General features: G+C 40.9%; 25 protein-coding genes. 22 read left to right on the top strand and 3 right to left on the bottom strand.

The features are described from left to right. The first annotated feature begins 45 nt into the window (after positions 1-45). Together rsmD and coaD are read left to right on the top strand one after the other, a co-directional pair. Positions 46-603 carry a 16S rRNA (guanine(966)-N(2))-methyltransferase RsmD gene (gene rsmD / locus M1D84_RS11590; protein ID WP_024426916.1) on the top strand — a complete coding sequence of 186 codons (558 nt, stop codon included), beginning with the start codon at positions 46-48 and terminating at the stop codon, positions 601-603. 1 nt (position 604) lies between these two features. Further along, positions 605-1,087 carry a pantetheine-phosphate adenylyltransferase gene (coaD, locus tag M1D84_RS11585; RefSeq protein ID WP_024424274.1) on the top strand — a complete coding sequence of 161 codons (483 nt, stop codon included), beginning with the start codon at positions 605-607 and terminating at the stop codon, positions 1,085-1,087. Between the two features lie 13 nt (positions 1,088-1,100). Here coaD and ylbJ read toward each other — a convergent pair whose 3' ends face one another. Continuing rightward, positions 1,101-2,309: a sporulation integral membrane protein YlbJ gene (gene ylbJ, locus M1D84_RS11580; protein WP_326849054.1), complete on the bottom strand. Its 1,209-nt coding sequence runs from the start codon at positions 2,307-2,309 to the stop codon at positions 1,101-1,103. Positions 2,310-2,464: 155 nt separating this feature from the next. Here ylbJ and M1D84_RS11575 point away from each other — a divergent pair, with 155 nt between their 5' ends. Both M1D84_RS11575 and M1D84_RS11570 read left to right on the top strand, forming a co-directional pair. Beyond that, the gene (locus M1D84_RS11575) at positions 2,465-3,244 is read left to right on the top strand and encodes a patatin-like phospholipase family protein (RefSeq protein WP_048238859.1); all 780 of its coding nucleotides are present in this window, start codon (positions 2,465-2,467) and stop codon (positions 3,242-3,244) included. A gap of 4 nt (positions 3,245-3,248) precedes the next feature. Continuing rightward, on the top strand, positions 3,249-4,277 hold the full coding sequence (locus M1D84_RS11570) for a SepM family pheromone-processing serine protease (protein WP_133743855.1): 1,029 nt from the start codon (positions 3,249-3,251) through the stop codon (positions 4,275-4,277). A 236-nt stretch (positions 4,278-4,513) separates the two neighbouring features. Here M1D84_RS11570 and M1D84_RS11565 read toward each other — a convergent pair whose 3' ends face one another. Then, positions 4,514-5,758 (bottom strand): nucleotidyltransferase, encoded by a 1,245-nt coding sequence (locus M1D84_RS11565; protein ID WP_212048340.1) that lies wholly within the window; start codon positions 5,756-5,758, stop codon positions 4,514-4,516. 206 nt (positions 5,759-5,964) lie between these two features. Here M1D84_RS11565 and M1D84_RS11560 point away from each other — a divergent pair, with 206 nt between their 5' ends. From M1D84_RS11560 to gerR, 3 genes are all read left to right on the top strand, one after another. Further along, a complete protein-coding gene (locus M1D84_RS11560; protein ID WP_019743276.1) occupies positions 5,965-6,483 on the top strand; it encodes a YceD family protein in 519 nt (172 codons plus the stop codon). A gap of 21 nt (positions 6,484-6,504) precedes the next feature. Beyond that, complete coding sequence (gene rpmF, locus M1D84_RS11555; protein WP_008354700.1) at positions 6,505-6,678, top strand: 50S ribosomal protein L32; 174 nt, start codon at positions 6,505-6,507, stop codon at positions 6,676-6,678. Positions 6,679-6,816: 138 nt separating this feature from the next. Further along, positions 6,817-7,356 (top strand): sporulation-specific transcriptional regulator GerR, encoded by a 540-nt coding sequence (gene gerR / locus M1D84_RS11550; RefSeq protein ID WP_024426922.1) that lies wholly within the window; start codon positions 6,817-6,819, stop codon positions 7,354-7,356. A 45-nt stretch (positions 7,357-7,401) separates the two neighbouring features. On the opposite strand, the gene M1D84_RS11545 is transcribed toward gerR, so the two are convergent. Beyond that, entirely contained in the window at positions 7,402-7,881 is a 480-nt protein-coding gene (locus M1D84_RS11545; protein WP_007499784.1) for an N-acetyltransferase, read from the bottom strand. 184 nt (positions 7,882-8,065) lie between these two features. On the opposite strand from M1D84_RS11545, the gene M1D84_RS11540 reads away from it, so the two are divergent. The 15 genes from M1D84_RS11540 (at position 8,066) to M1D84_RS11470 (ending at position 25,938) form a co-directional block, all read left to right on the top strand. Beyond that, positions 8,066-8,965, top strand: a complete 900-nt coding sequence (locus M1D84_RS11540) for a 2-dehydropantoate 2-reductase (protein ID WP_234107762.1) — start codon at positions 8,066-8,068, stop codon at positions 8,963-8,965. 65 nt (positions 8,966-9,030) lie between these two features. Then, on the top strand, positions 9,031-10,650 hold the full coding sequence (bshC, locus tag M1D84_RS11535) for a bacillithiol biosynthesis cysteine-adding enzyme BshC (RefSeq protein ID WP_406846143.1): 1,620 nt from the start codon (positions 9,031-9,033) through the stop codon (positions 10,648-10,650). A gap of 128 nt (positions 10,651-10,778) precedes the next feature. Then, complete coding sequence (gene mraZ / locus M1D84_RS11530; protein WP_003211163.1) at positions 10,779-11,210, top strand: division/cell wall cluster transcriptional repressor MraZ; 432 nt, start codon at positions 10,779-10,781, stop codon at positions 11,208-11,210. A 66-nt stretch (positions 11,211-11,276) separates the two neighbouring features. Then, complete coding sequence (rsmH, locus tag M1D84_RS11525) at positions 11,277-12,209, top strand: 16S rRNA (cytosine(1402)-N(4))-methyltransferase RsmH (protein WP_024426925.1); 933 nt, start codon at positions 11,277-11,279, stop codon at positions 12,207-12,209. A 37-nt stretch (positions 12,210-12,246) separates the two neighbouring features. Beyond that, complete coding sequence (gene ftsL / locus M1D84_RS11520) at positions 12,247-12,594, top strand: cell division protein FtsL (protein WP_073205092.1); 348 nt, start codon at positions 12,247-12,249, stop codon at positions 12,592-12,594. A 7-nt stretch (positions 12,595-12,601) separates the two neighbouring features. Then, on the top strand, positions 12,602-14,752 hold the full coding sequence (locus M1D84_RS11515; protein ID WP_056766876.1) for a penicillin-binding protein: 2,151 nt from the start codon (positions 12,602-12,604) through the stop codon (positions 14,750-14,752). Between the two features lie 128 nt (positions 14,753-14,880). Further along, a complete protein-coding gene (locus M1D84_RS11510; RefSeq protein WP_024424263.1) occupies positions 14,881-16,800 on the top strand; it encodes a stage V sporulation protein D in 1,920 nt (639 codons plus the stop codon). 211 nt (positions 16,801-17,011) lie between these two features. Beyond that, positions 17,012-18,487 carry a UDP-N-acetylmuramoyl-L-alanyl-D-glutamate--2,6-diaminopimelate ligase gene (locus M1D84_RS11505; RefSeq protein WP_024424262.1) on the top strand — a complete coding sequence of 492 codons (1,476 nt, stop codon included), beginning with the start codon at positions 17,012-17,014 and terminating at the stop codon, positions 18,485-18,487. Positions 18,488-18,622: 135 nt separating this feature from the next. Then, on the top strand, positions 18,623-19,597 hold the full coding sequence (gene mraY / locus M1D84_RS11500; protein WP_003211854.1) for a phospho-N-acetylmuramoyl-pentapeptide-transferase: 975 nt from the start codon (positions 18,623-18,625) through the stop codon (positions 19,595-19,597). A 9-nt stretch (positions 19,598-19,606) separates the two neighbouring features. After that, positions 19,607-20,953, top strand: coding sequence for a UDP-N-acetylmuramoyl-L-alanine--D-glutamate ligase (gene murD, locus M1D84_RS11495; RefSeq protein WP_415475391.1), 1,347 nt, complete (start codon positions 19,607-19,609; stop codon positions 20,951-20,953). Positions 20,954-21,012: 59 nt separating this feature from the next. Then, positions 21,013-22,113: a stage V sporulation protein E gene (gene spoVE, locus M1D84_RS11490; RefSeq protein WP_024424259.1), complete on the top strand. Its 1,101-nt coding sequence runs from the start codon at positions 21,013-21,015 to the stop codon at positions 22,111-22,113. A 196-nt stretch (positions 22,114-22,309) separates the two neighbouring features. After that, complete coding sequence (murG, locus tag M1D84_RS11485) at positions 22,310-23,404, top strand: undecaprenyldiphospho-muramoylpentapeptide beta-N-acetylglucosaminyltransferase (protein WP_332284435.1); 1,095 nt, start codon at positions 22,310-22,312, stop codon at positions 23,402-23,404. A gap of 31 nt (positions 23,405-23,435) precedes the next feature. Then, positions 23,436-24,347 (top strand): UDP-N-acetylmuramate dehydrogenase, encoded by a 912-nt coding sequence (gene murB / locus M1D84_RS11480; protein WP_034623687.1) that lies wholly within the window; start codon positions 23,436-23,438, stop codon positions 24,345-24,347. Positions 24,348-24,472: 125 nt separating this feature from the next. After that, entirely contained in the window at positions 24,473-25,252 is a 780-nt protein-coding gene (locus M1D84_RS11475; RefSeq protein ID WP_024424256.1) for a cell division protein FtsQ/DivIB, read from the top strand. Further along, positions 25,249-25,938 (top strand): DUF881 domain-containing protein, encoded by a 690-nt coding sequence (locus tag M1D84_RS11470; RefSeq protein ID WP_024424255.1) that lies wholly within the window; start codon positions 25,249-25,251, stop codon positions 25,936-25,938. Before M1D84_RS11475 ends, M1D84_RS11470 begins: the two co-directional genes overlap by 4 nt. Positions 25,939-25,943 lie beyond the last annotated feature (5 nt).

Genomic DNA, 25,943 nt, shown 5'->3' with positions numbered 1-25,943 from the left:
CATAAACAATGACGAATAGAAGCAAGTAGAAAAAGTGGTGGAAAAATGAGAGTCATCTCTGGAACGAGAAAAGGCCGCACACTTAAAGCGGTACCAGGTCAATCAACAAGACCGACGACAGATAAAGTAAAAGAATCAATATTTAATATGATCGGCCCGTATTTTGATGGCGGATGGGCTCTTGATTTATTTGCAGGAAGCGGTGGTTTAGGGATTGAAGCGCTTTCTAGAGGATTCGATCATTGCATATTTGTTGATCGAGATATAAAGGCGATTCAGACGATTAAAGGAAACCTGAATCAATTGTCGCTAATGGATCAAAGTGAAGTGTTTCGAAATGAAGCAAAGCGTGCACTTGCAGCTGTTGTGAAACGAGAGGAATCCTTTCAAGCCATTTTCCTTGATCCGCCCTATAAAGATCAACAGCTAAAAGCACTTCTTGAAATGATTGACGAGCACGCCTTGTTAACAGATGACGGCGTGATCGTGTGTGAGCATGATAAAGATGTGAAGCTGCCAGAAGAAGCAGGGCAGCTCCACATCACAAGACAGGAACTGTACGGATTGACTGGTATTACGATCTATAGAAAGCGGGGAAATTAGCATGGGGAACATAGCCGTTTGTCCGGGCAGCTTCGATCCAGTTACATTGGGGCATTTGGATATCATCAAAAGAGGTGCAAAGATTTTTGATGAAGTGTATGTATGTGTACTAAATAATTCATCTAAAAAACCATTATTTACTGTTGAAGAACGGTGTGAGCTTATTCGCCAAGCAACGAAGGAGCTGCCAAATATCAAAGTTGAATCGTTTCACGGCCTGCTTGTTGATTATGCGAAGCAAAAAGAAGCCAAAGTCATTTTACGCGGACTAAGAGCTGTGACGGACTTTGAGTATGAGATGCAAGGCACCTCAATGAACAAAGTGTTAGACGATGAAATTGAAACGTTTTTTATGATGACCAACAATCAATATTCTTTCTTAAGCTCCAGCATTGTCAAAGAAGTAGCGAAATATCATGGAGCAGTCAACGATCTTGTACCAAAAGAGGTAGAAGCAGCGCTGAAGGAAAAATTTAATGGATGAGTGCACCCGGCACTCATCCATTTTTTAATTTCCGATAGTATAGCGCGATATACACTATCATACTGCAAAGTGTGATGAAGGGACCGGCTTTCACAAGCTGATTCCAAAGCACGCTGCTGAACATGACGACCTGCTGGCTTGCATCAAAGGCACCCGCTGGGAGAGCCATGTCTGATCGAGAGACATAAAGAGGCTTGAATAATAAAAAGGCAAAAACAGCTGCATAAATTCCGTGAAGCAAACGGGCGAAGAAAAACGGTTTAAAGCGGATATCGGTTGCCGCTAAAATGCCAGCGACTTGTGCTTGAACAGAGAACCCGCTGAATCCTAAAATAAAGCTGACGACAATGGTTTTAGCGAGAAGGGTGACTTCCTGTGACCCCGTCATCTGGCTTCCTAATGTGATTTCAAATAAACCGGCAATCATGGCAAGGTCTAATTCTGGCGGAAGATGCATCGTTTGTAGCATATATCCGAGCCCGATGGATAAAAGGTCTGTCACATGGACAACTGACAGCATTTTGCTAAACACAGAAAATAAGATAATAAAGCCGCCAATCATAAAGAGTGTTTGGACTGATGACATGACTGCATCACTTAAAATTTGGCCGAGCGGTCTTTTCTCTGCGAGTCTTGCTGTATGAAGAGCATTGAATGCCTCTTTAAACGGCGGGAATAAAAACTTCTTGCGGCTTCTTAGGTGTGCATCATGCCGCGCTTTATATGCCCGCATCGTCACACCAACAGCGAGATTCCCTAAATAATGAGCGCTGGCCAATACAATGCCTAAAGCTGGATGATGAAAAAAACCAACAGCCACTGCACCGAAAATAAACAATGGATTCGATGAATTTGTAAAGGAAACGAGACGCTCTGCTTCGATCCGCGTCAGCTGCCTTTCCTGCCTCAGTCTTGTCGTTAATTTCGCACCAGAAGGAAACCCTGAAGCCATTCCCATAGCCAGTACAAATCCCCCTACACCCGGCACCCGGAAGATGGGGCGCATAAATGGCTCTAATAATACCCCGACAAATCTGACAATCCCAAAACTAATTAATAGCTCGGACAAAATAAAAAAAGGAAGCAATGATGGAAATACAACCTCCCACCACATTGCAAGTCCATTTTTCGATGCTTGCAAAGAGGCTTGTGGGTGTGTAATCACAGTGGCTGTTAAGAAAATAAAAAAAGCAGCGATGAACAGAGTGTTCCATTTTTTCATGGAGATTTCGCCCCTTGCCGTATGATCTATTGGCGAGCTCGTGATTATAGAAAAAGAAACTAGCCGAGCCTGTCTTCTATTACTATACGAGCAGTAGGGGCATGTTTAGACCTATAGATTCGTATATATGCATAGAAAGAGGAGGGTGGATTTTCATGAAGCGACCGATCATCGGGCTTGCACTAGGCTCCGGGGGTGCGAGGGGAATGGCGCATATCGGGGTTTTGTCTAGTCTTGAGAAGCAAGGGATACAGGTAGATATGATCGCTGGAAGCAGTATTGGCGCACTTGTCGGGAGCTTTTATGCGGCAGGACAAGACGTAGAAAAAATGAAAAAACTTGCACTTGTCTTCAGAAGAAAGTATTATGCTGACTATACACTGCCAAAAATCGGTCTTTTAAAAGGAAATCGAATTTTGCAGCTGATTCACACGTTTACATATGGGAAAAAATTCGAAGAATTAAGAATGCCCCTTGCGGTGGTTGCCTGTGACCTCGAAACAGGGGAGAAGGTTGTGTTTAAAGAAGGGTCTGTCTCACAAGCAGTCAGAGCAAGCATCAGCATTCCAGGCGTGTTTGTTCCTCACGAAATGGGCGGCAGACAGCTAGTGGATGGAGCGGTTGTTGACCGCATTCCTGTGTCTGTTTTAAAAGAAATGGGCGCAGACCTTATTATCGCCTCTGATGTATCTAGGGTGAAAAAAACAGAAAAGGCGACGAGATTATCGGATGTGATTATGCAAAGTTTGGACATCCTTCAAAATGAATTGGTCCGTCACCAAACCATTCATGCAGATCTCATGATTCGGCCGAGGCTTGAAACATTTAGCTCCAGTTCATTCACTCAGGTTCAGGAGATGATTGAGGCTGGTGAACTCGCCGCTGACCAATTAACAGGTAAACTGAAAGATGTCATTGATAAATGGGAGTGTTAATCGAATGAAAAAATTGAATATTCGCTGGCTCAGCTTTTTTGTTATTGTTCTTGTCTTATTTGGCTTAACTTTTGTTAAACTGCCGTATTACGTGACAAAGCCGGGTGATGCAACAGAGATTGCCCCTCACATTCAAGTGGATGGTGGATACGGCGAGAAGGGCAGCTTCTCTCTTATGACGATAAAAGTAGGTCCAGCCAATCCGTATACGTATTTGCTTGCGAAAATGAATAAATATGACGAAATCGTCCCAGAAGAAAATATTAAAGCGGACGGAGAGTCTGATGAAGATTATATGAAAAGACAGCTTCAGCTGATGAAAAGCTCTCAAGAAAATGCCATGATTGCAGCGTATACAAAAGCAGGCAAAAAAGTAGATTATACGTTTAATGGGGTATATGCGAGCTACGTCATGAAAGGCATGCCTGCTTACGGCAAAATTGAAGTGGGCGACCGGATTAAAAGCGTTGATGGCAAAACGTATGATTCTGCTGATAAAATGGTGTCGTATATCAGCCGTCAAAAAGCTGGTACATCTGTCCGTTTTGTCCTTGAACGAAACGGCAAGGATATCACGCAGAAAGTGAAGTTGAAGCCTTTTAAAGAAGAGCCGAATCGAGTCGGAATTGGCGTATCTTTATTTACAGACCGAAATGTGAAAGTGTCGCCTTCAATTAAGGTGGATATTGAAAATATCGGCGGTCCATCGGCAGGTTTAATGATGTCACTTGAAATTTATAATCAGCTGACAAAAGAAGACGAAACACATGGCTATGCGATTGCAGGGACTGGAACGATAGACGCTGATGGTACGGTCGGGCCAATTGGCGGAATAGATCAAAAGGTTGTTGCAGCAGATAAAGCAGGAAAAGATATCTTCTTTGCACCAAACGATAAAGGTGATCCAAATTCAGACTACAAAAATGCAGTGAAAACAGCGAAAGATATTAAAAGTAATATGAAAATCGTTCCTGTGGACACTATGCAGGACGCACTGAACTATTTAAACAAGTTAAAAGAGAAAGCATCTTAAGTGAAAAAAGAGCAGCCTTAGGCTGCTCTCAGCGTGTAGACAAACCCTCGCATTCGGTGTCAGGTCTCTGCGCCGGTACTCACGAATGTCAAATTCGCTCCGTTCCGGTGCTCGCCCTTCCTAGACTTCAAAGGTTTTCTATCACGCTGAAAAGAAGACAAAGGGTTAAAATAAAGATCATTTTAGCCCTTTGTCAACAATCAGAGAGCAGCCTTTATCAAAGGCTGCTCTTTTTATCAAGATTGGAAGAGACCAGTCTCTTCATCATAGCGGATCGGTGAGGTTTTAAATTCTGCTTCTGTTAACTTTGTTTGCATTGGTTCGCTGATGGGAAGGCTGAAGACGCGGGAAGCGCGAATGTCAAGATCAAGGGCAGGATGTGAAAAGGAAGACAGCTTGCTGACAAGCGGTACGTCCAATTCCTTTTTGACAAGAGATAAGTATTGCTGACCTTTCTTTGACATACCAAGTAAACGAATGTATGGCGCGTGTTTCTTCTTTAGCAGCTCATGCATAACAGTTTTCTTCACCCTCATTAAAAGGTGCGTATTCATCCGCTGCAGCCTTGTCCACGTATATCGTTTTGTTTTCACAAGTGATAGATATTCCTCGTAGGTGGACGCATGTGTGATCGCCTTTTGCATGCGGTGTTCGATGCCTTCTTCAATTTCATAGATGCCTTCTAGTTCTGCTGTATCCATTGTGTGAAACACATGTTTTAAGAAGCTGAAATAGTCTTCTTGCGTATGTAAAAGACCATAAGAAGAATAATAGTCATGTAATTGCTTAAGCGAAGCTTCCGGGAGATAAGAGGCGACAGTTTCAAATGACCCGTTCTCTTTTAAGGCTTTTCGGATGCTTGTCGCGCTTGCAATTTTCTGATGTTTAGGAAGCTCTTGATCATGATAACCGGATGCAATTCTTTGAGAGGTAAAGGGCTCTATGTGAGGAGATCTCTCTAAGATGGCTTTGACATAATGGAAGCCTAAAATGTTATTGGGCTTAGACAGATCCAGTAAGTGTTTAGGATCAATGACTTCCTGAAACGCAGCGGCAGAAGCTGCCGGATAACTAAGCCCTTCTTTGACCTTTGCTTTTGTGAAAAGGTCAATTTCTTCTTTTTTTTCATGCCAAGCGTGAGCTGTTCGTTCAAATGCTTTAATGTCCCCATCCTCGCTTCCGAAAAAAAGGGAGCGGCATTTTAAAGCGTCTAAAATAGACACAGCGCCATTTGCAAAGGTTTCTGCCTTTTGCACTGCATAGATGTATGGAAGCTCACATACGATGTCTACACCGTTTTGCAATGCCATTTTTGTACGTGCCCATTTGGAGACGATAGCAGGTTCTCCGCGCTGGAGGAAAGATCCGCTCATGACGGCAATGGCTACATCTGAGGAGGTATGTGTTTTCGCCTGGCGAACATGATAGGCATGTCCATAATGAAATGGATTGTACTCGACAACGACTCCTGTTGCTTTCAATAGATGTTCCGCCTTTCTTGCTATGGTTAAATGGTCTATGCTACAGTAGCATAAGGGAAAAATGAAGCCCATTTTTTTCAGTGTAGGCATTCCGTGAATTGATGTCAAACAACGCTCTGACATCACAAAGGACTGTAAAGAAAAAATATTGACAAATAGCATGATGAAAGCTATAATCATGTTTGTTGCTCTTAGAGGTGATACAATTGAAATGGACAGTTTATCAGTTACATCAAAAAGCTAAAAACAGCTTCGATTTTCATGAGACGGTTGACTTAAATGAACTTACTAGCCTTCATTCAGATATACGTCGCATTTCACCAGTAGAGGTGAAAGGGACTGGAGTGATCGAATCAAAGCAAGTCGCATTTGATTTAACCATCACAGGTGAAATGACATTGCCTTGTTCAAGAACGCTTGTTGATGTAAATTATCCATTTGCGATTTCAACGAAAGAACTATTTGTACTTCATAAGACAGACGATATAGAAGATGAAGACGTATCTGTTGTAGAAGACGATATCATCGACTTAACGCCTATAGTCAAGGAAGAAATTCTTCTTGAAGTGCCGATGCAAATCTTTTGCGACCAAACAGACGTAAAAGGTGCTGCACCACAGGAAGGGAATGACTGGGCTGTCATTTCGGAAGATGCACATCAAAACCGAATTGATCCGCGTCTGGAAGGCTTGAAGAAGCTCTTAGAAGAAAATAATGAATCTTAACTCTTTAAGGAGGTGGGAATAATGGCTGTACCTTTTAGAAGAACTTCTAAAATGAAAAAAAGATTGCGTCGTACGCATTTCAAACTACAAGTACCTGGTATGGTAGCTTGCCCAGAATGCGGTGAAATGAAAATTTCTCATCGTGTCTGCAAATCTTGCGGAACATACAAAGGCAAAGACGTAAAAAGCAACTAATGCTTGATAAAAAAGCGTAAGGGAATCTTCCCTTGCGTTTTTTTATTTGTCTATTTTTTAGGTTTCTCTCCTGCAAATAGTCTATCTACTCTAGTAAGCGCATATGATGTGGTATTCAGATTCAGGGGGGATGATCAATTGACGATTACAAGGCAGGACGCATGGACGCAAGATGAAGATTTACTTTTAGCAGAAGTCGTCTTAAGACACATTCGAGATGGAGGAACGCAGCTTTCCGCATTTGAAGAAGTCGGAAAAGCGTTGTCAAGAACGGCTGCAGCATGTGGATTCAGGTGGAATTCATACGTCAGAAAACAATATCAGGCAGGCATTGAGCTGGCGAAAAAACAGCGGAAAGAACTGCGTAAAAAGATTGGGATTCATTCCTCGGGTTTACCACAAAATACGTTAACGATAGAAGAAAAGGCAACTTCAGTTCAGGCTGAATTGACCTTGCGAGAAGTGATTCAGTTCTTAGAGCAGCTTGAAAAAGAACCTGCTGGCTCTGCTGATTTACGCGAAGAACTAGCGGACACGCAGCATCAACTGAAGTCGCTCACGGAAGAAAATGAACACTTGAAGCGGCAATTAAAAATGACAGAAGAAGATTACCGGGCACTCATTGGGATTGTTGAAAGAGTCAAACAGAATATCAACTTAAAAGAATATGCTAAATAAGAAAACGCCCCTCACAGAGAAAGGAGGGGCGTTTTGCCATCAGTATTAAGCAGATTCACCTGTATTTTTTTGGATATGGGCAGGTTCCCAGATGAGTGGATTTTCACCTTTGTCGCGTTCCATATCATATTTGACCGCTTCAAAGCCCATTTTATCCCAAAAACCGGCAGATTTGACGCGAGGATTGGTCCGGATTGGCAATCCGAAAGATTTGGCGAAATCAACAAGTGCCTCACCGTACCCTTTACGCTGATACCCAGGAAGCACTTCCAGCTTCCACAGCTCTAAATAATCATGATTGTGGTCAAAATACGTTGTCGTCGAGCCATCCACTTGATAAAGGCTCATACGTGCGACCAGCTTATCTCCAAAATAAATCCCGTAAAATGGAGAATTACTGTCATTTTCAATCATATTACTTTCAAGGTCTTCAAGCATGGATAGTTCTTGTATGCCATATTCTTTAAATTGTTTAAATTCCTCTAAAGTTTTGTAATTGATTAGAAGTCGTTTTACTTGTGTCATATGATCTTCCCCCTTACACACATAATGTCGACAGTGATGTCATTGAAGGCGTTTTCATCCCATCCGCCTTAAAAAGTTTTTACACTTATTATTATAGTTTTTAAATTAAAAAAATTCAATCGCGGCGCGAAACTGTTAAAATGGTTGATATGATGAAGTAAACAGAAAAAGGGAAGTGCGGCAGTTGAACATTGGAATCATTGGCGGCGGTGCGATTGGTCTGCTTTGTGCCAGTTATTTATCACAGCATCATGACATCACTGTTTTGACAAGAAGAAAAGAACAAGCAGAGGAGATTCGAACATCAGGAATTAAGCGAACGGTAAAAGGAGAGACATTCCGAGCGTCTGCGGAGGCAAGGGCAGGGATTACAGGAGTATTTGATCTGCTGATTGTGACAGTGAAATATCACCATCTGCAAGAAGTGCTTGATGAACTATCAACATTACCTCGTCAGCGAATCTTATTTTTACAAAATGGCATGGCCCACTTATTAGATTTAGAAAAATGGGACACGTCGCATTCGATATATATAGGTGTCGTAGAGCACGGCGCCATGAAGGTATCAGACCATGCAGTGAACCATACAGGGATCGGTGTCATCAAGTGGGGAGCTTTTCATCCTGAGGATACAGCTGATGTGAGAAATGCTTTGTATGAAACGCCGGCTCATTTTCAGATGATTTATACGGATGAATGGAAAAGAGTGCTGGAAGAAAAACTGCTAGTTAATGTTTGCATTAACCCGCTCACGGCTTTATTGCATGTGAAAAATGGAGAATTGATCGCAAATCCTGCATATGAATACATGATGAAATGTGCATTTGAAGAAGCATTGTCCATTCTAGGTCTGGCTGAAGAAGAGCGTCTCTGGTCACACGTCGTTTCAATTTGTAAAAAAACGGCCGCCAATCAATCGTCAATGCTTCAAGATATCGTCAAAGGCCGTGAAACCGAAAGAAAAGCCATCGTTGGCTATCTTTTAAAAAAGGCTCAAGCTCAAGAGATAATGACGCCACATCTTACTTTCTTTAATCGAAGCTTGGAAGTATTGGAAAAAAAGCAAACAAAATCTTTTGAGTGAGCTCATTTACATGCTATACTTTTTTCGGGAAACTAACTATTTATTGAAGAAAGGAAGTTCTAAACATGCAATTGACTGAACTTTCCATCCGAAGTCAGAATTTATTCATACGTGATTATATAGAAGAAAAAAAAGAGATGACTGCTTTTTTTGATTATGATATACATTCTGAAGACACATGGAAAAAAAGATACGACGATCTCATGGAAATGAGCTTCCCGCGCGAGGCTTTAGCGGATTATATGAGCACATACCACGCAAAGTTTGAATCGGCAGCGATGCGTCAGAACATTGAAAAGATCCGTGATGAACGGAGTGTCATGGTGGTTGGAGGACAGCAGGCAGGCCTACTGGCAGGACCGCTTTATACCATACATAAAATCATATCCATTATTCAGTTCGCAAAAGAAAAAGAAACAGCGCTTGGCGTTCCTGTGATTCCAGTCTTTTGGGTAGCAGGTGAGGATCATGACGTAGATGAAATTAATTTTGTCTACACATCCGGCGGAAAAGGTCCAGTCAAGCAAAAGCTGCCATTACATAACGTCAAAAAAACTGCGGCCAAAAGAACACCTCTGCATCAAGAAAAAACAGAAAAATGGCTCCGCGATGTGTTTTCAACGTATGAAGAATCTGCGTATACTAATGACTTGCTTGATCAGCTTCTTCGATGTTTACGCAAATCACAAACATTTACGGATTTCTTTGAATGGATTGTATGCGACCTTTTTGAAGAAGATGGACTGCTTCTATTTAATTCAGGAGACTTAGGCGTCAAACCACTTGAGCGTACGTTATTCAAGCACATTGTCGAGACAAATGATGCAGTCACAGCTCGTTTGAATGAAACGCAGGCTGCCATGAAACGAGCGGGATATCAGCCGATCATTGAAGCTGGTGACAATCAGGCGAATCTGTTTTACGAATATGATGAAGAGCGTTTCCTTATTGAAAAAGAAAACGGCCAGTTTTCTATATCAGAAGTGGGGCTTACGTGGACAAAAGAAGAGCTTTTGCAGGAAATTGAGGAGCACCCAGAACGGTTCAGCAACAATGTGGTGACGCGTCCCTTAATGCAGGAAACCCTTCTCCCGACACTTGCTTTTATGGCAGGACACGGTGAAGTCAACTATTGGGGAGAACTGAAAGGAATCTTTGAGCATTTTAAATTAAAGATGGCACCTGTTCTTCCAAGACTGCACGTGACCATCCTTGAAAGACACATCGACAAGAAGCTGCCTGTCAGAGAACTTTCTCTAGAAGAAGTGCTCACAAACGGAGTAAAAGAAAAGAAAGAGGCTCACTTTGAGCAAAGCCTTCCAGACAGCTTTGTTCAAGCCGTTGATCAAGCGAAACGTGAATTAGCGAATGTTCATGGTGTATTAAGGCAAGAAGCACTGAAGGTTGAACCAAACTTCGAGCAGCTGCTAGATAAAAATGCCAAATTTATCGAAGATCAGCTTCAATTTGTTTATCAAAAGGTGGCGCAGCGTGTGGAAGAAAAGGAAGGTTATATCCTTCGAGATTTTGAACGGATTGAAAACAGCTTAAAACCATTAGATGCCCCACAAGAAAGAATTTGGAATATCATGTACTTTTTAAACAAATATGGTCCAGAATTCTTCAAAACGTTCAAAAATCTGCCATTTTCATTTCAAAACAAGCAGCAAATTGTCAAACTTTGAAATAAAGTTTTAATGAACCCTGACTAGTTCAGGGTTTTTTTTTATGTAGAAACAGTGTAAAATAAGTTTTGTGGAGAGAAGTGGTGGATAGTGGAGAGTAAGGGTGAGAAAGTGGGGCTCTGATTATCATGTTCATGGGTGAATACCAACATACGATTGATACAAAAGGGCGCATGATCATCCCTGCTAAATTTAGAGACGGTCTCGGAGAACAGTTTGTGCTGACGAGAGGGCTTGATCAATGTTTATTTGGCTACCCTATGAGTGAGTGGAAACTAATTGAAGAGAAACTCAAAGCACTGCCGCTAACGAAAAAAGATGCACGTGCGTTTACCCGGTTCTTCTTCTCCGGCGCAGTTGAATGCGATCTGGACAAGCAGGGGCGCATTAACATCGCATCAAACCTACTCCAATATGCAAAACTCGAAAAAGAATGTGTGGTCATCGGCGTTTCAAATCGAATTGAGTTGTGGAGTAAGTCGATCTGGGAACAATATACAGAAGAGCAAGAAGATTCTTTTGCTGAAATTGCTGAAAACATGATTGGGTTTGATATATAATAATCCCTTGTGCAGCAAGCTTTCTACACATTCATTTCTATTTGAAAAAGGTGGGACCATAACATCATGTTTCAACATGAGACAGTATTATTAAAAGAAACAGTTGACGGTTTAAACGTCAAAGAAGACGGTACATATGTAGACTGCACGCTGGGCGGAGCAGGTCATAGCTCATATTTACTATCTCAACTATCAGAAAAAGGTACATTGATTGGATTTGACCAAGACGATGCTGCACTGGATCATGCACGAGAGAAGCTCGCAGATTCAAAAGCGAACATTCTTTTCATAAAGAGCAACTTCCGATATTTAAAAGAACGTCTGAATGAACAAGGCATTACAAGCGTAGACGGTGTGATTTTTGACCTTGGGGTTTCATCTCCTCAGCTCGACACACCAGAGAGAGGCTTTAGTTATCACCATGATGCACCTCTTGACATGCGAATGGATCAAACAGCCGCATTGTCGGCAAAACAAGTGGTGAATGAATGGCCATTTGAAGATCTAGTTCGGATTTTCTACAAATATGGGGAAGAAAAATTCAGCAAGCAAATCGCACGCAAAATTGAAGAAGCTAGAAAAAAAGCGCCAATTGAAACAACAGGTGAGCTTGTCGACATTATCAAAGAAGGAATTCCCGCACCTGCAAGACGAACAGGCGGACATCCAGCAAAAAGAGTGTTTCAAGCGATCCGAATTGCTGTCAATGATGAATTAAAAGTTTTTGAAGAAGCACTAGAACAAGCAATAGAGTTACTCAATCCGAAGGGGAGAATTTCTGTCATTACATTCCATTCACTTGAAGACCGGATTTGTAAAAGTACATTTAAAGAAATGTCTTCTCTTCCAGAACTTCCGCACGGACTACCAGTGATTCCAGAAGGACTTGAACCAAAGCTGAAGCTGATCACGAGAAAACCAATCGTTGCATCAGAACAAGAGCTGGAACATAACAACCGTGCCCGTTCAGCGAAGCTCCGAATTGCAGAAAAAAAGTAAAACGACACCATAGATGATGATAAAAAGGAGGTTTCTTATGAGTAATTTGGCTTACCAAAGAGAAGTAAAACAATATCAAACAGAGCAGCAAGGCCAATCGGTTGTTATTAAAAGAAGAGGTTCTATCACACTTGGTGAAAAAATCTTACTTGTCATGTTTGTCATGGCTCTTATGTGCAGCTCCATTCTCATCATTTCTAAAGCCTTTGCTGTCTATCACGCCAATATCGAAGTCCAGAAATTAGAGCAGCAAGTATCTTTAGAATCGAAGAAGATCACTGAGCTTCAAAAAGAAAAAGACTTGCTGAGTGAACCAGAGAGAGTCATTGATACTGCGAAAAAAGCAGGCTTAAGAATTTCGAAAGATGTTAAGAAGGTCGATTAAGATGGCGATGCCTAAAAAGAATAAAATGATGAACAGAGGCGCGGCAATTGCGAGTATTTGCTTCGCCCTGTTTTTCTTTATCATCCTTGCACGTTTTATCTATATTCAGATTACAGGAACGGTCGATGGCCAAGTGTTAGCCGCAAAGGCAAATGAACAATATCAATCGAAGAAAACACTTGAAGCGAAAAGAGGGTCTATTTTAGACCGAAATGGGAATGTGATTGCCGAGGATACGTCTGTCTATAAGCTCATTGCGATCATGAGCAAGAAAATGACGGTCGATCCAAAGCACCCAATGCATGTCGTTGACAAAGAAAAGACAGCAAAAGAGCTGTCAAAAGTCATTGATATGAGTGAAAGCGAAATTTTAAAGCGTCTGAATACTAAAGGTGCGTTCCAAGTGGAGTTTGGTAAAGCTGGGAAAGACATCAGTTTTTCAACAAAGGAAAAAATTGAAAAGCTAAAGCTTCCAGGGATCGCATTTGAAAAAGACACGAAGCGATATTATCCAAACGGCATGTTTGCATCGAATCTGATCGGTTATGCAAGATTAGATGAGGCAACGAAGGACATGTCAGGCGCGATGGGACTTGAGAAGGCGCTGAACAAATTTTTAAAAGAAAAAGACGGCTATGTGACATATAACAGTGACAGAAGCGGATGGGCTCTTCCAAATAGTAAAGAAGACATTGTCGCTCCGAAGGATGGAAAAAATGTCACGCTGACCATCGATCAAAAAATCCAAGCGTTCCTTGAAGAAAGTATGACGCAGGTTGCCAAAAAATATAAACCGAAGAAAATCATTGCCACAGTCGTTGATCCAAAAACGGGAAAGGTGCTCGCGATGGGACAGCGGCCAAGCTTTAATTTAAATGAATTAGACATTACGAATTATAACAATGATGTCATTTCATATGCGTTTGAACCAGGTTCAACGATGAAAATCTTTACACTTGCTGCGGCAATCCAAGAAGGGGTCTATCAAGGCAATGATAAATATCAATCTGGTACTTATAAAGTAGGAGGCGGCCTTGTAAGAGATCACAACAATGGAAATGGCTGGGGAAAAATTGACTTTCATGAAGGGGTTCTCCGTTCGTCTAACGTAGCTTTTGCAAAGCTGGCAAAAGAAAAATTAGGCTTCACGCGCTACGAACAATATTTGCAGAAGTTCCATTTCTATGACAAAACAGGTATTGACTTACCGAACGAAGCGTCTAGTAAAATCAATTACAGATACGAATATGACAAAGCATCGACGGCTTACGGTCAAGCGTCTGCCATTACACCGATTCAACAAATCGAAGCAGCGACAGCGATAGCAAACGGCGGAACGATGATGAAGCCATATGTCATTGATCATATTACAGACCCGAACACAAACAAAACGATTTTACAGCACGAACCAACAGTAGCTGGAAAACCAATTTCCTCTGATACAGCAAAGCAAGTCCGTGACATTTTAGGTGAGGTGGTTTCCTCGAAGATTGGAACAGGCCAGCCTTACCAAATCAAAGGATTTGATGTTGCTGGGAAAACAGGAACAGGACAAATTGGCGGTGCCGGCGGTTATCTCAAAGGAAGAAACGATTACGTCTTTTCATTTATGGGAATGGCGCCAAAAGATGATCCGAAGCTGCTCGTTTATGTAGCTGTACAGCAGCCGCAGCTGTCTGATACAGAAACTGGCTCTGCCCCAGTTGCACAAATCTTTAACCCAGTGATGAAAAATAGTCTGCTATATTTAAATATTGCACCAACAAAAACAGACGATAAAAAATCAGGCGAACAAAAAGTGAAGCAAGAAACAATGCCTTCATTCTTAGATTTAGAAGTGAAGCAGGCGGAAACAGAAGCCAAAAACAAAAACTTAACGCCTGTTGTCATCGGCGACGGCCTCTCCATTAAACGACAGTGGCCAAGTGCAGGCTCTGAATTCTCTGAAAGCCAGAAAGTTTTCTTGAAAACAGCAGGAAAAACGATAAAAATGCCTGATATGACAGGCTGGTCGAGACGGGAAGTCCTTCAATATGCATCCATTTCCGGTGTGCATATCGAAACAAAAGGACAAGGATATGCTGTCAAACAAAGTGTGAAAAATGGAGCGGAGATTTCAGATAAAGTCGTCACTGTGACATTTAAAAGCCCGAATTAACTGCAAAACCTAGCAAACGACTTGCTAGGTTTTTTCTTTTGCCGAGCGGGATAGACGAGACGTTCTACATAAGGACGGGCCTGCATATGATGGAAACAAGCCATATGTATGTAAGGAGTGAACCGGGCGTGCGAGTATCAAGTGTAACAGTGAGAAAACGATTGCTTTTCGTGCTGCTGTTTGGGGTGATCATTTTTTTCATCATAGATACTAGATTAGGATATGTACAGTTTATTATGGGCGAGAAGCTGACAAGCTTAGCAAAAGATTCATGGAGCCGGAACCTCCCGTTCGAACCAGAAAGGGGAGATATTTTGGACCGAAATGGGGTAGAGCTTGCGACGAACAAAAGTGCCCCATCTATATTGGTCGTCCCGCGGCAAATTAAAGATCCGGCAGAAACAAGCAAGAAACTGGCGGCAGTACTGAATATGTCTGAAGAGAAAGCGTACAAGCACGTCACAAAGAAAACATCCATCGAACGAATTTCTCCAGAAGGCAGAAAAGTATCTCATGAAAAAGCAAAAGAAGTCAGAGAGCTTGATTTAGATGGCGTTTATGTTGCGGAAGACAGCATCAGACACTATCCGTTTGGCAGTTTTCTTTCTCATGTGCTGGGCTTCGCTGGAATTGATAATCAAGGGTTACTTGGACTGGAAGCCTATTATGATGATGACCTTAAAGGTGAAAAAGGCTCTGTCAAGTTCTATTCCGATGCAAAAGGGCAGAAAATGCCAGATGAAGCAGATGATTATACACCACCTAAAGATGGTCTTGATATGAAGTTAACTGTCGATGCGAAGGTGCAAACCATTATAGAACGGGAATTAGACAATGCGCAGGCAAAATATAACCCAGATGGGATGATTGCAATTGCGATGAACCCGAAGAACGGTGAAGTGCTTGGGATGTCGAGCAGACCGGATTTTGATCCAGCGGATTATCAATCAGTTGACTCGAAAGTGTTTAACCGAAATCTACCGGTGTGGAGCACATATGAGCCAGGTTCAACGTTTAAAATTATTACGCTTGCAGCAGCACTAGAAGAGAAAAAAGTCAATTTAAAACGCGATCATTTTTTTGACAGCGGATCTGTGACAGTTGATGGTGCAAGACTTAGGTGCTGGAAAAAAGGCGGACACGGATCACAGTCATTTTTAGAAGTGGTTCAAAACTCCTGTAACCCCGGCTTTGTTGAACTAGGCGATCGTCTAGGAAAGGATAAATTATTTTCCTATATTAAAAATTTCGGATTTGGCCAAAAAACAGGAATCGATCTTCAAGGGGAAGGGCGAGGCATTTTATTCCCGCTGGACCGAGTTGGCCCTGTAGAGCAGGCGACAACTGCCTTTGGTCAAGGTGTATCTGTTACGCCGATACAGCAAGTAGCTGCCGTAGCAGCTGCGGTAAATGGCGGAACACTTTACACGCCTTACATTGCAAAAGAATGGATAGATCCAATCACAAAAGAGGTAGTGAAAAAGCAATCACCGATTGCCAAAAAGAAAGTGATTTCAGCAGAAACATCCAAAGAAATCAGGTATGCGCTTGAAAGTGTAGTCGCTCAAGGAACTGGCCGAAATGCATTTGTTGAAGGATATCGAGTTGGCGGAAAAACAGGGACAGCACAGAAGGTAAAAGACGGCAAGTACATGGAAAATAACCACATTGTGTCATTTATCGGGTTTGCGCCTGCTGATGATCCAAGTATCGTTGTATATGTGGCGGTAGATAACCCGAAAGGCACTATTCAATTTGGCGGGACAGTTGCTGCACCAATTGTGGGTCATATTATGCGGGACAGCCTGCCTGAGATGGGTGTGAAAAAAAGAAAAGGACAAATTGAAAAGAAGTACCAGTGGCTGGACACAAAAACCATTGAAGTACCGAATCTTGTAGGGGGATCTGTTTCAGACCTTGAATCCTTACTCATTAACCTTAAGATCGATGCTTCTGGAACTGGCAGTAAAGTGGTGAAGCAATCGCCTGCTGCCGGGACAAAAGTCAAAGAAGGCTCCACCATCAGATTATACTTAAACGATGAATAATAAAGAATGAACAGAGGGTAGCCGCACTCATTCGGCTGCCTCTTTTTGTTGAAAGAGAAGGTCTGTTTGAAAAAAAGAGCCCAAAGTGTGTTTTTTCCAAGAGAAACTTAAGGAATACGCTGGATGTATCCCTTTTTTTACGATAAAATATAGACTGTGTGTTTTTTTCACAAGACATGCACGTGAACGAATTTGAGAGGTTTGATATGAAATGAAATTACAAGAACTCCTTACATATTTTAAAAGTGAAAACAACGAACTAATAAACGAAAATCCTGATATCACTTCCATTGAAATGGATTCAAGAGAGGTGAAAAAAGGAAGCCTTTTTGTCTGTATAAAAGGCTATACAGTAGATGGACACGATTATGCTGAAAAAGCGGTGAAAAGCGGGGCTGCAGCGATTGTAGCAGAACACCCTCTTAACATATCAGATGTACCAGTCATTATTGTAAAACACTCTCAAAGAGCTCTTGCAAGAATAGCTGATGCGTTTTACGAGCAGCCAACTCATAAGCTGAATCTCATCGGGATCACAGGAACAAACGGAAAAACTTCGACAACACACATGATTGAACAAATGATGAGAAAAGCCGAAAAGAAAACTGGCTTAATCGGTACGATGTATATGAAGGTGAATGATGACATTCTCGATGTGAAAAACACCACACCTGAAAGTGTCACACTTCAGAAAACTTTTAAACAGATGCTTGACCAAGATGTAGACACAGCCATTATGGAAGTATCATCACATGCACTGCATCTTGGCAGGGTACATGGATGTGATTATGATATTGCCGTTTTCACAAACCTTTCGCAGGACCATCTTGATTACCACAACACAATGGAAGAATATAAACATGCGAAAAGCTTGCTATTCTCACAGCTTGGCAGTGCCTTTCATCACGATAAGCCGAAGCATGCAATTTTAAATGCAGATGATGACGCTTCGAGTTATTATGAAAAAGTGACAGCTGCTGAAGTCATGACATATGGCTTAGAGCAAAAAGCAGATGTAATGGCAAAGAATATTCAAATCAAACCGAAGGGAACTCAGTTTGATTTGATCACTCCAATTGGCACAAAAAATGTGACAGTTGCCCTCATCGGTAAGTTTAATGTGTACAACATCCTAGCAGCTGTATCAGTAGGGATCGTATCTGGCTTAACATTTGAAACGATTGTAAGTGCTATTGAAGAGCTGGAGGGAGTCAAAGGCCGATTTGAACTTGTGAACTGTGATCAAGATTTCCCTGTTATCGTCGATTACGCCCATACACCTGACAGCTTAGAAAATGTCCTGACAACGTGTAGAGAATTAACAGAGGGCAAAATTTTCTGTGTGATAGGCTGCGGCGGCGACCGTGATAAAACAAAGCGTCCTCAAATGGCCCAAATCGCTGTGAAGTATGCAGATGAACCTGTATTTACTTCAGACAACCCAAGAAGCGAAGATCCTTCAGCTATTTTAAAGGATATGGAAAATGGGGTGCCAGACGCATATTATCATAGTTTTGTGAATCGCAAACAAGCCATCTTTTTTGCAATTGCCAATGCGAAAAAAGGCGATACAGTCTTAATAGCGGGTAAAGGTCATGAGACATATCAAATCGTCGGCGATCAAGTTTACGATTTTGATGATGCAAAGGTTGCTATGGACGCTATTTTAGATCTAAACAAATCTTAAAATGATGAAAAGAGTGTAATGAAATGAAGCATTTTGTACAAAAACAACATACGAAGAACGCGAATGAATACCTTAATAATGAATGTGATTTTCTGATGGAAAACGGCTTTGGAAATTCGGAAGGAGTAAAGAACGATGCTTGAACAGGTGATATTGTTTACAATCATAATGGGATTTTTAATCAGTGTTCTTTTATCCCCGATTTTTATTCCGTTTTTAAGAAGGCTTAAATTTGGTCAAAGTATTAGAGAAGAAGGACCACAGTCTCACCAAAAGAAATCAGGTACTCCGACAATGGGCGGAATTATGATTATCTTTTCTATTACCATTACAACGATTGTGATGATCAACAAATTTTCTGAGATTAGTCCAGAAATGTTTTTATTGTTATTTGTTACGCTTGGCTACGGTCTATTAGGATTTTTAGATGATTATATTAAAGTAGCGATGAAACGAAACCTAGGTTTAACATCGAAACAGAAATTAATTGGTCAAATTGTGATCGCAGTGATTTTTTATGCAGTCTTCCATTATTATCAGTTTGCAACGACGATTCGCATTCCAGGAACAGATGTGAGCTTCGATTTAGGATGGGCTTACTTTATCCTTGTCGTTTTCATGCTTGTCGGAGGTTCTAATGCCGTGAACTTAACGGATGGACTGGATGGTCTATTATCTGGAACCGCGGCTATTGCCTTTGGAGCCTTTGCTATATTGGCTTGGAATCAATCACAGTACGATGTAGCGATCTTTTCAGTAGCTGTTGCTGGAGCCGTTCTTGGGTTTCTTGTGTTTAACGCGCATCCTGCAAAAGTATTTATGGGTGATACAGGGTCGCTTGCTTTAGGCGGAGCAATTGTAGCAATTGCGATTTTAACAAAGCTTGAAATTTTACTTGTCATTATTGGAGGAGTATTTGTTGTCGAAACGTTATCCGTTATTCTTCAAGTGATCTCCTTTAAAACAACTGGAAAAAGAATCTTTAAGATGAGTCCGCTTCACCACCACTATGAGTTAGTTGGCTGGTCTGAGTGGAGAGTAGTTGTCACCTTCTGGACAGCTGGTTTATTACTTGCTGTTTTAGGAATTTACATCGAGGTGTGGTTATAATTGAATAAGATGCAAATGTTAAAAAACGAACATGTACTAGTATTAGGTCTTGCAAAAAGCGGATATGCGGCAGCTTCAATTCTTCATGAGCATGGAGTAAATGTCATAGTAAATGACCAAAAGCCGTTTGAAGAAAATGAACCTGCTCAGCTTCTTTCTGAAAAGGGGATTGATGTCATTTGCGGCAGCCATCCTCTTCGTATGTTCGATGATAAAGAAATTACGATTTTGATTAAAAATCCAGGAATTCCATATGAAAATGTGATGGTTCAAGAAGCGCTTCGCCGACGAATTCCAGTTTGGACGGAAATAGAATTAGCTTATCATTTAACCTCAGCTCCTTTTATTGGGATTACTGGATCAAATGGAAAAACCACTACCACGACTTTGATTTATGAAATGTTGAAACAAGACAGTCAAAAAACTTTAGTGGCAGGTAATATTGGCACAGTTGCCAGCGAAGTCGCTGCAAAGGCAGCTGGCGATGAGTGGATCGTAACTGAACTCTCTTCTTTTCAGTTAATGGGAACAGTTGATTTCAGACCTAAAATCAGCTTAATATTAAATATTTTTGATGCACATTTAGACTATCACCACACTCGTGATGAATATGAAAAAGCAAAGCAGAAAGTATACGCACATCAACTTGAAGATGACATAGCTGTTATTAACCTCGATGATCCATCAGTCGTAAAACTGGCTGAAGCTTCAAAAGCAAAAAAAGTGTTTTTCTCAGTGAAAGAGCAAGTAGAACATGGTGCGTATATTAAAAATGGTGCGATCTACTACATGAATGAACATATCATCGATTTAAAGGATGTTGTTCTTCCTGGTGAGCATAACCAAGAAAATATTTTGGCAGCTATTTGTGTCGTGAAAAATGCAGGCTGTTCAAATGAAGCAATCGCACACGTTCTTACGACATTTAGTGGAGTGAAGCATCGTCTGCAGTTTGTAGATACAATTCAAAGCAGAAAATTCTATAACGATAGTAAAGCCACCAATATACTGGCAACAAGTAAAGCATTATCAGCTTTTAATCAGCCGACCATTTTACTAGCTGGCGGGCTTGATCGCGGCAATGAATTTGATGAATTGAAACCTTTTATGAAAAATGTAAAAGGAATTATCACATTTGGTGAGACGGCACCTAAGTTTGTAAAGCTTGGTGAAGAACTGGGAATACATCACGTAAAACATGTCGATAATGTTGAACAAGCAGTACCTGCGGCGTTTAACATTTCTGAAGAAGAAGACGTGATTTTATTATCTCCGGCTTGTGCAAGCTGGGATCAACATAAAACATTTGAAGAACGTGGAGACATGTTTGTAAACGCCGTGCATATGCTTAAATAAGGGCTTGTCTCTCGTATGACTGACAGCCCAAATGAAATTATGCTTGGGGTGTCGGTCTCTTGACGAATAAGAAAACTTCTCCGGACTTTTTGCTTGTTGTCATTACGTTACTTTTATTGACGATTGGTTTAATTATGGTGTACAGCGCTAGTGCTGTGTGGGCATCGTATAAATTTGATGATTCGTTTTATTTTGCAAAAAGACAGCTTTTGTTTGCCGGAATCGGAGTTATCGCGATGTTTTTCATTATGCGAGTCGATTATTGGACGTGGCGGACTTGGTCAAAGATATTGATTGCTGTTTGTTTTCTCCTTTTGCTGCTTGTACTTATTCCTGGTATCGGTATGGAGAGAAATGGATCAAGAAGCTGGATCGGTGTCGGTGCGTTTAGTATTCAGCCCTCTGAATTTATGAAGCTTGCGATGATTGCGTTTCTTGCAAAATTCTTATCTGAAAAACAAAAAAATATCACATCCTTTCGTAAAGGTTTCGCACCAGCATTAGGCATTGTATTTTCTGCATTTGCCATCATCATGCTGCAGCCAGATTTGGGAACAGGGACGGTAATGGTTGGAACCTGTATTATTATGATATTTGTTTCAGGTGCGAGAATTGCTCACTTTATATTTCTCGGTCTTTTAGGGCTCAGCGGATTTGCTGCACTAGTCTTATCAGCGCCCTACCGCATAAAACGAATTACATCGTACTTAAATCCTTGGGAAGATCCACTAGGCAGTGGGTTTCAAATTATTCAATCCTTATACGCTGTTGGTCCAGGCGGTCTGTTCGGAATGGGTCTCGGTCAAAGTAGACAAAAATTCTTTTATTTACCTGAGCCTCAAACAGACTTCATCTTTGCAATATTGTCTGAAGAGCTCGGCTTTATAGGAGGATCACTCATTTTGCTGCTCTTTAGTGTTCTATTATGGAGAGGCATACGAATAGCACTTGGAGCCCCAGACTTATATGGAAGTTTCCTAGCAGTTGGTATTATTTCAATGGTTGCCATTCAAGTGATGATTAATATCGCAGTTGTTACTGGACTTATCCCTGTGACAGGTATCACGCTCCCATTCCTAAGTTATGGCGGCTCATCACTGACATTAATGCTGATGGCAATTGGCGTACTCTTAAATGTAAGCAGGTACGCTAGATATTAGTGCTGCTAGTTCATGAAACCATGATGACATTTATTTTGCAAAAGTACAAAAAAATGATTTGAAGAGTAGAAATGACAGATTTTGTATTGGAAACATGTTTTTTGACTCTTCTTTACAGGTTTTAACGGAGCCCTGTTGTTTAAAACAGGGTTTATACTTTGTTCAGAGCAGAAAAAAATTGAGGGGAAATGGTATAATGCGTATAGTAATCAGTGGAGGCGGAACAGGCGGACATATTTATCCAGCCTTAGCTTTTATTAAAGAAGTGAAAAGACTGCATCCTGATGTAGAATTTTTATATATTGGTACTGAAAATGGACTTGAAAAGAAAATTGTAGAAAGAGAAAATATCCCTTTCAAGTCCATAGAAATTTCAGGTTTTAAAAGAAAGCTTTCCTTTGATAACGTAAAAACGGTGATGAGATTTCTAAAAGGCGTTCAAAAAAGCAAATCTTACTTAAAGGAATTAAAGCCAGATGCGGTCATTGGAACAGGTGGTTATGTGTGCGGCCCTGTCGTTTATGCAGCTTCTAAGCTGAAAATCCCGACCATTATTCACGAACAGAACAGCCTGCCTGGTATCACAAATAAGTTTCTAGCAAGATATGTTGATAAGGTAGCCATCTGCTTTGAAGAAGCAAAGGCACATTTTCCTTCTGAAAAGGTTGTATTTACGGGAAACCCTAGAGCCTCTGAAGTCGTCTCTATAAAAGAGGGGAAATCTCTGAAGGAGTTTGGACTGGATGAAACGAAAAAAACGGTTCTTATTTTTGGCGGAAGCCGGGGGGCTGCGCCAATTAATAGAGCAGTTATTGACATGCAAGATGGATTAAAGGCTAAGAACTATCAGCTTTTATATATCACGGGTGAGGTTCATTATGAAAAAGTGCTGAACGAACTAAAGGAAAAAGGTGCAGCACCTAATATGATCACAAAGCCTTTCTTGCATCAAATGCCGGAGTACTTGAAATCGATTGATGTGATTGTTGCAAGAGCCGGTGCCACAACGATTGCTGAAGTAACAGCCCTTGGAATTCCAACTATTTTTATTCCAAGCCCATACGTGACGGCAAATCACCAGGAAATCAATGCAAGATCACTAGAAAAGCATGACGCTGCAATCGTTTTAAGAGAATCAGAGCTTTCTGGAGAAAGCCTCCTTCATGCCATTGATGAAATTGCTGGTAATGAAGAAAAATTAAACGAAATGAGCCGTTTAACAAAAGAACTTGGAGTACCAGATGCGGCTGGACGTTTATATAATGTATTAAAAGAAATTACGACTACATGATGGAATGATATTAGGTAAGGCGGAGGGTAATATGGAGAACTTGAAGAATGAATTATTAGAAGCGCAAGTCGGTAAAGTGCTTGAAAATGAGCCGCTTGCAAATCATACGACAATGAAAATAGGCGGGCCGGCAGATCTATTGATCGTTCCTAAAGATATCGATTCAGTTAAAACGATCATGGATCAGATAAAAAAACACCACGCGGACTGGACGGTTATTGGAAGAGGGTCAAATTTACTCGTACTTGATAAAGGAATACGTGGCGTCGTCCTGAAGTTAGGCGCTGGACTTGATCACTTAACTGTAAATGATGAAGAAATTACAGTTGGCGGCGGCTACTCTGTTGTAAGGCTTGCAACGTCTCTTAGTAAGCAGGGTCTTTCAGGGCTGGAATTTGCAGCTGGTATCCCAGGGTCTATTGGCGGCGCTGTTTATATGAACGCAGGTGCGCACGGATCTGATATCAGTAAGATTCTTGTGAAAGCGAGAATCTTATTTGAAGATGGAAGCATCGAGTGGCTAACAAATGAACAGATGAACTTTAGCTATAGAACGTCTGTCCTTCAAAAGGAACGACCAGGCATTGTTCTCGAGGCCGTGTTTAAGCTCAAACAGGATGATCGCGAGAAAATCACAAAGAAAATGCAGCAAAATAAAGACTATCGCAAGGAAACACAGCCTTATAATCGACCATGTGCCGGAAGTATTTTTCGAAATCCGCTGCCTGAATATGCAGGACAGCTTGTAGAAAAAGCGAATTTAAAAGGGTACCAAATTGGTGGAGCAAGAATCTCTGATATGCATGGCAACTTTATTGTGAACGCTGGCGGGGCAACTGCTCAAGACGTGCTGGACTTAATCCAGTACATCCAAAAGAAAATTAAAGATGACTACAATGTAGAAATGCATACAGAAGTAGAAATTATCGGTGAAGCAAAATAAAAGCAAGTCTTATGAATGATGGCATCACAGGAAAACAAACGGCATGAAAGAATGCCGTTTGTTTTCTCATCAAAAGATGACCCAAAGGTGTGGACAAGCAGCTTTGAATGGGGTGAAGAATATATATGCGGCCTGATCATGAAAATGAAAAGATCGTCAATATAGAAGAACGAATTCCTAAAATTAAAGAACAAAGGAAGCAGAAAGCGAATCGGAGACTAATCTCTTTTATTCTACTGTTTTTTATCATGGTTTTAATCATTATTTATTTGCAGACACCAATCAGTAAAATTTCTTCTTTAACTATTACGGGTAATGAGCATGTCCCTACAAAACAGCTTGTGAAACTTTCCCAGATTAAAGAAGGCGAAACAGAGTTTTGGAATTTAAATAAAGATTTAACAGCAGATCATATTAAGCAAAACAAACTGATTAAAAGTGTCAGTATCAAAAAACATTTTCCAAATAAGGTTAGTATTGCTGTCAAGGAATATGCCAATATTGCGTATCTTCAAAAGGGAAATTTATACTATGAGCTTCTTGAAAATGGGACAGCATTACCAGAAGAAGTCACACCAAGTCATGCAGGACCTATTTTTGTTGATTGGGACAATAAAGAGAAGCTGAAGCAAACGGTTAGATCTTTAAATCAGCTGCCAGCCTCTATTCAGGAACTCATCTCAGAAATATATTATGTGCCAACAAGCTCAAACCAGTGGCTCGTTAAATTTTATATGAATGACGGGAACACCGTGATTGCATCAATTAAAACATTCGCTGATAAAATGAAAACCTATCCTGCCATTGTAAAAGAACTTTCGCCATCTGAAAAAGGCACAATCCATATGGAAGTCGCGACGTATTTTGAAGCGTTTAAATCTAAGAAAAAGGAAGATGAACGTTGAGAGGCAAAACAGTTATATTCTCAATTGTCATGCTTGTTCTTGGTTTTCTGATTTCTTTTTCATACCAATATACTAAGCAGCATCAGGCAGATGTCATTCGAACAGAGCAATGGAAAAAAGAATACTCCTTGAAAAGTCAGCTGACAAAGCAAGAAAAGGCGAATCAGAAACTTGAAAAAGAATTATACAGTCTTCAATCACAGGTTCAAGCCACTGAGTCCAATTTGAAAAATGAAAAAGAGCAGTATTTTAATGTATTGGAAGATGTTGAGAAATACAGGATGTTTACAGGAGAGATCGGTGTAAAAGGAAAAGGGGTAAAAGTATCCCTTGAAGATGCATCTTATATCCCGAGTGGACAAAATGTCAATAATTACATTGTTCATGAGAGCCACATTTTTCATGTGATAAACGAACTGTTTATATCAGGGGCCTCTGCCGTATCTATTAATGGACAGAGAATTACACACCAATCATACATACATTGTAACGGCCCAGTTGTCACAGTTGACGGTGTTCAGCATCCAGCGCCATTTGTTATTTCTGCTATTGGTGATCCGGCTGTGTTAATACCTGCATTAAATATTGCAGGAGGAGTAGTCGATCAGCTGACAAGTGATCACATTTCGATGACGATTGAAAAAAAGGATATTCGTATGAATCCTCTTTTAAAACACAAAGATTAAAAGTG

Source organism: Bacillus sp. PK5-006 (assembly GCF_054161415.1).
This window is presented reverse-complemented; position numbering and strand designations above follow the sequence as displayed.